The following is a 10,366-nucleotide window of genomic DNA, read 5'->3' as shown; positions in this document are numbered from 1 at the left end:
GTTGGCGGTGTTGCTTTGGCTGAATTGCATCGTGATGCGCGCGAGGTTGTAACCTACAGCGAAATGGACCCAGGCGCGGCGCTTGTGAATTCCAACGTCGGAGGAATTGAGATGCTTGTCATCGCGGGGTCTGCCGTTGAAGGCGGCGAGACGCTTGGGAAAGGCGCGTGGCTTCGATTGCCCGAGGGACAGTCTTTGAATATTGTAGCGGGCAACGACGGTGCAAAAGTGTGGATCAAAACTGGCCACCTTCGGCACGCTAAGGCCCCGACAATCTGATGGTCGCGCAAAAGCAGTTGGTACTTGTTGCCGGAGCGGGGGCTGGATTGGGTCAATCGCTTCTTTCGCGCTTTGAGGCGGGCGGGTTCCAGCCCGTGGGTCTGGGGCGCACACGTCCCGATGACACGATCGGCGACTTCCACACGCTTGATCTGACAGACGCGGTGTTAGTACCTTCAAAGATTGCCGAAATCATCGAGGCTTATGGCCCGCCAAGGGTCGTCATCCACAATACCTCTGAACTGGTGATCGCGCCTTTTTCTGCCACGTCCTTGGGCGATTACCAGCGCACCTGGGCTTCAATGGTTCAGACCGCGGTGCTTTTGGCCCAAGCGACCATGAAACCTATGGTCCAAAACGACGGCGGTACGTTTATCGTCTCGGGGGCAACAGCCTCTTTGCGCGGAGGGGCCAAATTCTCGGCCTTCGCCAGCGCCAAGTTTGCATTGCGAGGGCTGACCCAATCGCTTGCGCGTGAATTCCACCCTGCCGGCGTCCATGTTTGCCACGCCATTCTTGACGGTATTATCGACACGGATCGCTCCCGTGATCTTCATAGCCTTGATCCCGGCAGGATGATGAAACCCGAGGATATCGCGGAAGTGTATTGGCAGCTATCGCATCAGCCGCAGTCAATCTGGACGCATGAGCTTGATCTGCGTCCAGCCTCTGAAAGCTTCTGAATGCGGACTTTGATTATCGGGGGAGGCCTGTCCGGCCTCGCGCTTGCGTCCGCCTTAGAGGCGGACGGTCATGACTATATCCTTGTCGAGGCGCGCGATCGTTTTGGCGGCCGTATCATGACCGAGCGTTATGGCTCCGGGTACTACGACATGGGCCCGGCGTGGTTTTGGCCCGGACAACCGCGTATTGCGGCCCTGATTGCTAAATTGGAATTAGAGAAGTTCGACCAATACTCTAAAGGTATTCAGATGGTTGAAGATGAACGGGGCCACGTTCATCGCGGGCGTGGCTTCGCTTCGATGGAAGGGTCCTGGCGTCTGAAGGGTGGGTTGGACCAGCTAACGCATTGCTTGGCTGAACGATTGCCTGCGATGCGCAAACGCCTGAATGCACAGGTCGCCCAGCTTGCCAAAACAGACGACGCCATCACAGCAAAACTCATCGATAGCGATACTGTGAGCGCAGATCGTGTCGTCCTAGCACTGCCGCCGCGCGTCGCCGCGCGGATTGATTTTGTCCCGTCCTTACCCAGCGATGCGATGCACGCAATGCAAGGTATCGCAACCTGGATGGCCGGTCATGCCAAGGCACTTGCTGTTTACGACCGGCCGATCTGGCGCGAGGCCGGACTGTCGGGTGACGCCGTAAGCCATATCGGGCCGATGGTAGAAGTTCACGATGCGTCCCCTGCCGAGGGCGGACCTTTTGCGCTTTTTGGGTTTGTTGGCGTGCCACCCGAAGGGCGCGCCGATGCGCAAGTTCTGCGCCAGAACATTCTTGCACAGTTGGGCCATCTTTTCGGACCAGAGGCGTCCGAGCCCCAAAAGCTCTACCTTAAAGACTGGGCGTTTGATCCACACACTGCGACCGATGCCGATGCGAGGCCGCTTTATGCTCATCCGACATATGGGATGCCCCGCGCCATGACAGGTTTGTGGGACGGCAAGCTTCACTTCGCCGGAACTGAAGTTGCTCCGCAGTTTGGTGGTTACATCGAAGGTGCTTTGGAAGCTGCAGAGAACGCATTAAAAATATAAAATATCTAGGAACCGATCTGCGACCATGCCAACCGATACCAAAACCGCATTGCTGATGACCGCCGAACGGGCTGCGCGAACGCGTGGGTTCGACGGGTTTAGCTATGCGGATCTCGCCGAAAGTGTGGGCATTCGCAAAGCAAGCGTCCACCACCATTTCCCGACGAAGGCCGCATTGTCGGTCGCTCTTATGCATCGCTACCACGCCGATAAGGAAGCCGCTTGCGCCAGAGTTGATGCGGCTGAACCAACGGGTGGTGCGCGCCTTCTGGCACTTATCAACCTCTATCACGAGGCTTTAGATGGTGGCAAAAGCCTTTGCCTTTGTGTGTCGTTTTCCACGAGCCGCGAAAGCCTTCCTTCCGAAGTCACCACGCAAATAGGTCGCTTTCGGATGATGATGATCGGTTGGTTGGAAGCCACGTTTGCAGTGGGCAGATGTGACGGCACAATTGCCGGCGTTGAAGACCCCGCAGCAGAAGCCGCGGCGACCTTGCCGCTTCTGGAAGGCGCGCAACTTGCTGCGCGCGCGGCGGAAAACCCGGCCATATTTGAATGCGGACTAAAGCTTCTTCGCCAGCGTTTAACCTAGGCGGTCCCGGCATATCTCGCGGCGTGCGCAAACTTGTCGATCTGATCTCCGGTGATGATGAACGGCGGGGCGATCAGAATGTGGTCCCCGAATTGCCCGTCAATTGTGCCGTTCATCGAGTAGCAGATCAGCTCATTGGCGAAGGCCGCCTTTTTGAGCCGTGCCGCAACCTGTTTGGCGGGGTCAAGCGGGGCCTTGGTCTCGCGCTCCGCCACCAGTTCGATCCCCCCTCAACATTCCGCGTCCACGAATATCGCCCACATGAGCGTGCTGGCCAAACGCGCCTAGTGCGAAACTGTCATATCGGCGGGCAAGCTATTTTCCAGAACGCGGGTCGCGTTCGGAAGGTCGTTGTGCAGGGCCTTTGCGCGGGCTTCCGATTTGGGAAAGCCGAAGTTAAGCCAACGCTGAATCAACCGGTTTTCAAGCTCTTGTTCGCCAACGGCCAGCATCACAGAAAACGCCCAGTGTTCGCGCAAGTCGCACCACCCCGGTTCGTTCAGCAGGAGGTAATTTCCCTCGACGACGACGGTGGTCATATCTGCCGTTACAATAGAGCTTGATCCGATCGACGCGTCCCGCGCGCGATCAAACGCTGGCGCGATGACTTCGTCCTCGACGCCCAGACGGGTCAACAAGGACGCAAACCCACCCAGATCAAAAGTGTCCGGCGCGCCCTTCCGGTCACGCAATCCGCGCGCATCAAGCACTGAATTGTCCAGATGAAAGCCATCCATCGCGACAAGCCCCGTCGCCATCCCGCGCGCGTTCAGCACCTTTTGAAGCGCAATGGCGACGGTCGTTTTCCCCGAAGCAGGCGGCCCGGCGATTGCGATCAGGTTTCGTAATTTCGGATCGGGCAAAGCCTCGACGCGGTCCGCAATTCGGGTGGCAATATCTGATGGCGAAGTCATTGAGTTGCTATGCGGCCAGCGTTTGATCCGGTTCTTTCGCACCGGTCATATAGGCCACGGCATCCGACATCGAATGATCCTTCGGGTCGATGACACAAAGACGCTTGCCCAACCGGTGAACGTGAATGCGGTCTGCAACCTCGAACACATGCGGCATGTTGTGGCTGATCAGGATGATCGGGATGCCACGCGATTTCACATCCTGAATAAGCTCAAGAACCCGGCGGCTTTCCTTGACGCCGAGTGCCGCTGTGGGTTCGTCCAGAATAATGACTTTGGACCCGAACGCCGCGGCGCGTGCCACTGCCACGCCCTGACGCTGGCCGCCGGAAAGAGTCTCTACCGCTTGATTGATGTTTTGAATGGTCATCAGCCCCAGTTCGGAAAGCTTATCGCGGGCGAATTTCTCCATCGCAGGCCGGTCAAGCTGGCGCATGACCTTGCCCATGAATCCGGATTTCCGGATTTCGCGGCCCATGAAGATGTTGTCCGCAATTGACAGGGCAGGGGACATCGCAAGCGTCTGATAGACCGTCTCGATCCCGTGTTCACGTGCCTGAATGGGCGTTGTGAACTGGATCTTTTTGCCTTCAAGCCAGACATCCCCGGCGTCGGCGATAACCGCCCCCGATACCGCTTTGATCAAGGTTGATTTGCCAGCCCCGTTGTCACCGATCACGGCGAGGATTTCGCCCGGATACAGATCGAAGTCACAATGGTCGAGAGCTGTGACCTTGCCATAGCGCTTAACCAGATTTCGTCCTTTGAGAATAGGTTCCATTATGCCGATACCTTTCTGATCCACTGGTCAACCGCGACAGCGGCGATGATGAGAAGCCCGATAAGAAGGAACGTCCACTGTGCGTCCGCGCCCAGCAGGCGCAAGCCAAGCGTGAAGACGCCCACGATCAGCGCTCCGAAAAGCGATCCCAGGATCGATCCGCGCCCCCCAAACAGCGAGATGCCTCCGATCACCACGGCAGTGATACTTTCGATATTGGCCAACTGACCTGAGGTGGGTGAGATTGATCCGATGCGTCCGACCATGGCCCATCCGGCGAAGGCACAGATAAGACCTGATAGGACGTAGACTGAAATAAGCGTGCGCTTGACGTTTACGCCAGATAATTCTGCGGCTTCCGGGTCATCCCCGACAGCATAGACGTGTCGCCCCCAGGCCGTGTGTTTAAGCGAATAGGATAGGGTGAATATCAGTACCAACATGAAGATCACGCCGACCGTTAAGGTCGCACCGCCGATCTCAAACTTAGTTCCGAAAACCTGCAAAAGGGGCGCGTTCGCCTCGATGTCCTGGCTGCGGATCGTCTGGTTCGCTGAATACAGGAAATTCGAGGCCAGAACGATCTGCCACATTCCAAGCGTCACGATGAAGGGCGGCAATTTCATATGCGCGATCAGCCAACCGTTGATTGCTCCGCACAGCGCGCCAACGGTCAGCCCGGCGGCAATAGACACTTCGACCGGCAAGCCGTAGCGGAATGTGAACTGGCCCATGACGACGGACGACAGCACCATAATAGCTCCGACGCTTAGGTCGATGCCTGCGGTCAGGATAACAAGGCTTTGCGCTGCAGCCACGATGCCAACGATCTGAACCTGCTGCAAAATCAATGTCATCGCAAAGGGCGAGAAGAAGCGTTCACCCACCAGAAGGCCAAACACCGCGATCGACGCGACCAGAACGATAAGCGGTACAGCGGCCGGGTTGCTGTGCAGAAGGTGCTGAAGCTGTCCAATCAGCCCTTTTCGCGTGTCCTCAAACTCGACAACAGCTTCTTGGCTGCTGGTGATAGACTTTTCATAGTCGTCGGCGGACGAATTTTGAGACATGAGCATTTCTCCCCCAGAACGGCGAACCGTCAGGCCATTTTGTTTTTCGCGATAATGTCAGTTTTTATCTGGTCTGTCTTGATCCGGTGTAGGAGGGCGCACAAAGCGCGCCCTCCCCAATGGCGAATTAACCCCAGCAGAGGCGAAGGCCTTCTTCAGACGAGATCGAAGGTACGCCTTCGACCGGGCTGTCCGTCACAAGCGCAACGCCTGTGTCAAAGAAGTCTTTGCCCGGTGTCAGCTCTGGCTTGATGCCTTCATCGGCCCACTTTTTGATGGCTTCTACGCCAAGTGCCGCCATCAGCAGCGGATACTGCTGCGAAGTCGCACCGATCACACCGTCCGCGACGTTCTGAACGCCTGGACAGCCGCCGTCGACGGATACAACGATCACGTCATCGGTTTTGCCGAAGTCTTTCAGCGTCTCATATGCACCGGCCGCAGCAGGTTCATTGATGGTGTAAAGAACGTTGATGCCATCATCCATGACCAGAAGGTTTTCCATTGACTTGCGTCCGCCTTCTTCATTGGCGTTGGTGACTTCATTGTTGATGATGCGGGCGTCTGTCTCGTCGCCCCATTTCGCAGGGTCAGCGAGGTCAATGCCAAAGCCCTGAAGGAAGCCCTGATTGCGCAGAACGCCAACGGTAGGTTGCGACACGTTGATGTTCATCATGCCGATTTTTGCAGTGGCGGTATCAGCAACCTGGCCCGCGGCCCATTTTCCGATCAGCTCGCCTGCAAGGAAATTGTCGGTTGCGAATGTCGCGTCAGCCGCATCAATTGGAGTAAGCGGCGTATCAAGTGCGATAACGACCAGACCTGCATCACGCGCCTGCTGAACGGCGGGTACGATGGAAGACGTGTCAGAGGCCGTGATCAGGATGCCTTTAGCGCCATCAAGAATGCAGGTTTCGATCGCCTGAACCTGTGTCTCGTGGTCGCCGTCAATCTTACCTGCAAACGACTTAAGCGTCATGCCCAGCTCTTCAGCTTTGGCTTCGGCGCCCTCTTTCATCTTCACGAAGAAAGGGTTCGTGTCGGTTTTTGTGATCAGACAAACCGTGGTCGAGTGGCCGGCGGCCATTGCGCCGCCTGCGGCAGCGAAGGTGGCAAGTGCCGTACCCAAAAGTAGTTTTTTCATGTTTCCTCCCAAAGGTTTTTATCCTCCGACTCGCGCCGGGATGTCGATACGTAACTTGGATTCATGAGCATCGTCAATAAATAAATAAAAGTGATTTATAAATTGACTTGAGCCACGCATTCGACAAAGGTTTCGTCAGGGAGAACCAACGTTGGCTGGCAGCGACATCCATATTCTTGACCCCGAAGGGGGCGCCAATCAATCTGGTTTGCGCGATCAGAATGCGCGCGTTGTTTTGTCTTTCATTCGCCGCCACGGCGCGATGCCAAGTGCCGAGATCGCCAGACGCTCGGGGCTGTCGGCGCAGACCGTTTCAAATATCACACGCGCCCTTGAAGCCGACGGCCTGCTTCGTCGCGGCAAAGCGATCAAGGGAAAAGTCGGCAAGCCTTCCGTTCCAGTGGCGCTTAATCCAAGAGGTGTGCATGCGCTTGGCCTCAACATCGGTCGGCGTTCTGCCGAGCTGGTGCTTGTCGACTTCAATGGCACGCCGCTTGAAACGATGACAACGGCTTATGCCTATCCGACCACCGAAGATGTGTTCCGCTTCCTGACCGACGGTATCGTGCGTGTCTTCGAAAAACACCCGAAAGCGCGCCACAGTGTGTCCGCCATCGGCGTCGCCCGCCCAAGCAAACTTTGGGAGTGGCTTGAGGTTGTGAACGCACCGGCGGACGCCATGCAGACGTGGCAGGATATCGATATACGCGCCGCGATCGCAGAAAGAACCGGCTTCGAAGTGTTCATCGAAAACGACGCGACCTCGGCTTGCGTGGCCGAACATCTTCTTGGACGTGGCAACGAATTTTTGGACTTCGCCTATATATTCATTGGCGCATTCGTCGGCGGAGGCTTGGTCTTTAACGGCAAAGTATTTTCAGGGCGCACCGGCAACGCTGCGGCTCTTGGTCCGATGCCGGTGCCAGACGGCAATGGGGGCGCGACCGAGTTGTTGAATGTGGCCTCGCTTCATGTTCTTGAAAGGTCGCTCATCGAAGCGGGCATTGATCCGTTGCTTTTGCGAAATTACATCGATGACTGGGGGCGCTATGAAGAATACGTCGCGCCCTGGATCGAAAGCACTAGTCGAAGCCTTGCGATTGCTGCAGCGTCAATCAGTTCGATTGTCGAGGTTGAGGCAATACTGATCGATGGAGCTATGCCTGCACCGGTCTGCGCGCGGCTGACAGCGGCCACGCAGAAAGCGTCGGCAGATCTTGATATTACGCTGATAGAACGCCCGCGGATCGAACAGGCCCGTGTTGGCAGAGGCGCGCGGTCTCTGGGCGCGGCCCTTCTTCCGATCCACGCCCGGTACTTTTTGGCTTAGCCGATGCAAACGCGGCGGATTACTTCTTTGGCCGTTCCAGCAGTTCGACCACAAGCGGATTTGGAAACCGACGCTTCAGCGTGACGGCAAAGAACGTCTCGCTGATGCCGGGCAAGCGGTCCGTCTCGATCAGCCGACCACTGCTCAACTCGTCTTGCACAACAATCGGCGGCAACACAGCAAGCCCGACACCGTCGCGCGCCAAGAGGCGCATCATCGCCATATCATCGACCTCGGCAGCAATTTGCGGCCGCACTCCAAGCCAGACCAAAGGCACAAGCCGTTCTGCAAGCCGTCAGTCGCGCTGACTGGTCAAACGCCGCGTTCCCCTGGCTGTCGGTGCGTGAATGCTTTGTCGGGATTGCTCCTGCGACGGTTATGGCGGTCAGTTTTTCCGGCGAATGGGCGTACGAAATCCACGTTCCGAGCGCCTCGCTTTACGCCGCCTACACCGCTCTGCGAGACGCCGGCGCATCTCATGGCTTTAAGTTATTTGGCGCGCTTGCAGTGGAGTCTATGCGGCTTGAAAAGGGCTACCTGCACTGGAAAACGGATATTCTGACTGAATTTGATCCCTTTGAAGCGGGTCTTCAACGGTTCGTCAAAATCGATAAACCCGCGTTCGTCGACCAGGCGGCGCTCGCGAAGCGCGCTGGTCGCGGACCGAGGAAAAAGCTGGTGACCTTGACACTTCACGCAAAAGACGCACCCGCCCACGGCGGCGCCTCGGCGATGGACGGCTCGGGTATCGTGGGAACGGTCACGTCAGCCGGGTGGGGCCACCGAACCAACCAGAACATCTCCTATGCGTTTGTCGATCCGGACTGCGCACAACCGGGGCAGCCTCTAAGCGTGGATGTCTTGGGATCACCCGTTGCCGCGAGGGTCGTTAAGCGCGGCCTCTACGATCCCGAAATGGCGCAAGTGAGCTGCTGCCCAAACATGCGACGAATCGCAGATTTTCAGGCAACTTGACGCTTTCGGGCGTTCAGGCACGCGTGATACCAGTTGTCGCATGCAAAAAAACCTTAATTTCCAGTAGTTGCGTTGGAATGAAGCTCTTGCATCTCCCGCGATAAATGCGTGAATACATTAATGCTCTTTAACGATCAAAAAACTGAGAAACTCACTCACACGCAGTGTGCATCCTGCCCGGTGCGCCACCGCGCCGTTTGCTCACGGGCGAACGATCAAGAATTGAATTTGCTGGATTCTGTCAAGTTCTACAAAACCTACCAAGCCGGTCAGACCATCGCGCTGCGTGGTGATCCGCTTGAAGTACTGTCATCGTTGGTCAGCGGCACCGCCACCCTATCACAGTCGATGGAAGACGGTCGCACACAAGTTGTTGGCCTTTTGTTACCGTCTGACTTCATCGGCCGCCCGGGTCGTGACACCGTGGCGCACGATGTAACAGCCGTCACTGAGGTCACGCTCTGCTGCTTTCGCCGCAAGGCATTTGAAGACCTAATGGTGAAAATGCCGCATGTTTCGGTGCGGCTTCTTGAGATGGCGCTGGATGAACTTGATGCTGCGCGCGACTGGATGCTGCTATTGGGGCGCAAAACTGCACGCGAGAAGATTGCAAGCTTCCTGCTTTTGATTGCGCAACGCTCACGGCCGATTTCCGACAAGCCTTCGGGACTGGATATATGCATTGAACTGCCGTTGTCCCGCGAAACCATAGCGACTTACCTTGGCCTGACCATCGAGACCGTTAGCCGCCAGTTCACCGCCTTGCGCAAAGACGGTGTTATCGCTCTGGACGGGACCCGCACCGTGAGCGTTCCCGATTTTGCCGCACTGTCCGACGAAGTAGACAACAGCGAATAAGCTCTATTTGACCTCGGTCAAGGCGCCCTGTGACGGAGCGCGACATGCTGTTTGCGATTGCCGCGAACAGGCGAGCTTCCATGTACAAAAATATTGCCGTTCCCGTATCTTTTGATCAAGATCGTGATGTCGCAAGCGCTGTAGACGTTGCGAAGTGCCTGGCCGATACGGGTGCCAGAATTACCTTCCTCCATGTCATGGAAATCGTCCCGGCTTATGTCGTTGACATTATTCCTCAGCAGACATTCTCCGCACGAACACAAGAGATCGATCGCCGTCTCAAAGAACTGACCGACGGTATCGAGAACGCAAGCGCTGCCGTTATCGATGGCGCGGCCGGACGCACAATCACCAAATGGGCGTCCGATAATGGCGCCGACTGCATCGTGATTGCCTCGCACCGCCCTGTGATGTCGGACATATTGCTTGGCTCGACGGCCGCTTGGGTGGTCCGGCACGCCGATTGTGCAGTTCATGTGGTGCGATAGTTCCGCAGTTTGATCGAGATCAAAGCGGGCAGGGTCCTGCCTGTCTATCCCACAATGGCGAACAGATCTGCGCTGCATGCGGCGCGAAATCCGGGACATGACTATGCTGAATATTTTCAAGCTTATTATTCTGGGGCTTATCGCCCTGGTCGCGGCTTTGGCTGCAAACTGGGGTCACGACCTTGCCTATCAGGTCCATGCTGTCCTCATCATG

12 protein-coding genes and 3 pseudogenes are annotated in these 10,366 nt (G+C 56.7%); 9 read left to right on the top strand and 6 right to left on the bottom strand.

Going from position 1 to position 10,366, the window contains the following annotated elements; genetic code table 11:
* The 4 genes from AC221Y_RS14755 to AC221Y_RS14740 all read left to right on the top strand — a co-directional run.
* A partial coding sequence (locus tag AC221Y_RS14755) for a cupin domain-containing protein (RefSeq protein ID WP_486707610.1) occupies positions 1-279 on the top strand: 279 nt, incomplete at its 5' end.
* Positions 279-962, top strand: coding sequence for an SDR family NAD(P)-dependent oxidoreductase (locus tag AC221Y_RS14750; RefSeq protein WP_299754627.1), 684 nt, complete (start codon positions 279-281; stop codon positions 960-962). The genes AC221Y_RS14755 and AC221Y_RS14750, both read left to right, overlap by 1 nt.
* The gene (locus tag AC221Y_RS14745) at positions 963-2,000 is read left to right on the top strand and encodes a flavin monoamine oxidase family protein (RefSeq protein ID WP_299754629.1); all 1,038 of its coding nucleotides are present in this window, start codon (positions 963-965) and stop codon (positions 1,998-2,000) included.
* Between the two features lie 25 nt (positions 2,001-2,025).
* Entirely contained in the window at positions 2,026-2,592 is a 567-nt protein-coding gene (locus AC221Y_RS14740) for a TetR/AcrR family transcriptional regulator (RefSeq protein ID WP_486707609.1), read from the top strand.
* Here the strand turns inward: AC221Y_RS14740 and AC221Y_RS14735 are convergent.
* The 5 genes and pseudogenes from AC221Y_RS14735 to AC221Y_RS14715 all read right to left on the bottom strand — a co-directional run.
* Positions 2,589-2,874: pseudogene (locus AC221Y_RS14735) on the bottom strand (aspartate aminotransferase family protein); the annotation flags it as partial. The gene AC221Y_RS14740 and the pseudogene AC221Y_RS14735 sit on opposite strands and share 4 nt — an antisense overlap.
* 2 nt (positions 2,875-2,876) lie before the next feature.
* A complete protein-coding gene (locus tag AC221Y_RS14730) occupies positions 2,877-3,506 on the bottom strand; it encodes a nucleoside/nucleotide kinase family protein (RefSeq protein ID WP_299754633.1) in 630 nt (209 codons plus the stop codon).
* Between the two features lie 7 nt (positions 3,507-3,513).
* Entirely contained in the window at positions 3,514-4,287 is a 774-nt protein-coding gene (locus tag AC221Y_RS14725) for an ATP-binding cassette domain-containing protein (RefSeq protein ID WP_299754635.1), read from the bottom strand.
* Complete coding sequence (locus AC221Y_RS14720) at positions 4,287-5,357, bottom strand: ABC transporter permease (protein ID WP_299754637.1); 1,071 nt, start codon at positions 5,355-5,357, stop codon at positions 4,287-4,289. Before AC221Y_RS14720 ends, AC221Y_RS14725 begins: the two co-directional genes overlap by 1 nt.
* Before the next feature lie 127 nt (positions 5,358-5,484).
* The gene (locus AC221Y_RS14715) at positions 5,485-6,501 is read right to left on the bottom strand and encodes a sugar ABC transporter substrate-binding protein (protein ID WP_299754639.1); all 1,017 of its coding nucleotides are present in this window, start codon (positions 6,499-6,501) and stop codon (positions 5,485-5,487) included.
* A 151-nt stretch (positions 6,502-6,652) separates the two neighbouring features.
* Between AC221Y_RS14715 and AC221Y_RS14710 the strand changes: the two genes are divergently transcribed.
* Entirely contained in the window at positions 6,653-7,831 is a 1,179-nt protein-coding gene (locus AC221Y_RS14710; RefSeq protein ID WP_299754641.1) for an ROK family transcriptional regulator, read from the top strand.
* A 19-nt stretch (positions 7,832-7,850) separates the two neighbouring features.
* Here the strand turns inward: AC221Y_RS14710 and AC221Y_RS14705 are convergent.
* A pseudogene (locus tag AC221Y_RS14705) lies at positions 7,851-8,093 on the bottom strand (LysR substrate-binding domain-containing protein); the annotation flags it as partial.
* A 17-nt stretch (positions 8,094-8,110) separates the two neighbouring features.
* Between AC221Y_RS14705 and AC221Y_RS14700 the strand changes: the two are divergent.
* The 4 genes and pseudogenes from AC221Y_RS14700 to AC221Y_RS14685 all read left to right on the top strand — a co-directional run.
* A pseudogene (locus AC221Y_RS14700) lies at positions 8,111-8,434 on the top strand (FAD-dependent oxidoreductase); the annotation flags it as partial.
* Positions 8,435-8,509: 75 nt separating this feature from the next.
* Positions 8,510-8,806: a glycine cleavage T C-terminal barrel domain-containing protein gene (locus AC221Y_RS14695; protein ID WP_486707611.1), complete on the top strand. Its 297-nt coding sequence runs from the start codon at positions 8,510-8,512 to the stop codon at positions 8,804-8,806.
* 120 nt (positions 8,807-8,926) lie between these two features.
* Complete coding sequence (gene fnrL / locus AC221Y_RS14690; protein WP_299754643.1) at positions 8,927-9,664, top strand: transcriptional regulator FnrL; 738 nt, start codon at positions 8,927-8,929, stop codon at positions 9,662-9,664.
* Positions 9,665-9,744: 80 nt separating this feature from the next.
* Positions 9,745-10,152: a universal stress protein gene (locus AC221Y_RS14685; RefSeq protein ID WP_299754645.1), complete on the top strand. Its 408-nt coding sequence runs from the start codon at positions 9,745-9,747 to the stop codon at positions 10,150-10,152.
* The last annotated feature ends 214 nt before the right edge of the window (positions 10,153-10,366 follow it).

The organism is Boseongicola sp. (genome assembly GCF_057460485.1).
This window is presented reverse-complemented; position numbering and strand designations above follow the sequence as displayed.

What these genes read in the sequence shown, in the direction of transcription:
- AC221Y_RS14750 (WP_299754627.1), top strand. Translation starts at nt 279, where the DNA reads ATGGTCGCGCAAAAGCAGTTGGTACTTGTTGCCGGAGCGGGGGCTGGA.
- AC221Y_RS14745 (WP_299754629.1), top strand. Translation starts at nt 963, where the DNA reads ATGCGGACTTTGATTATCGGGGGAGGCCTGTCCGGCCTCGCGCTTGCG.
- AC221Y_RS14740 (WP_486707609.1), top strand. Translation starts at nt 2,026, where the DNA reads ATGCCAACCGATACCAAAACCGCATTGCTGATGACCGCCGAACGGGCT.
- AC221Y_RS14730 (WP_299754633.1), bottom strand. Translation starts at nt 3,506, where the DNA reads ATGACTTCGCCATCAGATATTGCCACCCGAATTGCGGACCGCGTCGAG.
- AC221Y_RS14725 (WP_299754635.1), bottom strand. Translation starts at nt 4,287, where the DNA reads ATGGAACCTATTCTCAAAGGACGAAATCTGGTTAAGCGCTATGGCAAG.
- AC221Y_RS14720 (WP_299754637.1), bottom strand. Translation starts at nt 5,357, where the DNA reads ATGTCTCAAAATTCGTCCGCCGACGACTATGAAAAGTCTATCACCAGC.
- AC221Y_RS14715 (WP_299754639.1), bottom strand. Translation starts at nt 6,501, where the DNA reads ATGAAAAAACTACTTTTGGGTACGGCACTTGCCACCTTCGCTGCCGCA.
- fnrL (WP_299754643.1), top strand. Translation starts at nt 8,927, where the DNA reads ATGCTCTTTAACGATCAAAAAACTGAGAAACTCACTCACACGCAGTGT.
- AC221Y_RS14685 (WP_299754645.1), top strand. Translation starts at nt 9,745, where the DNA reads ATGTACAAAAATATTGCCGTTCCCGTATCTTTTGATCAAGATCGTGAT.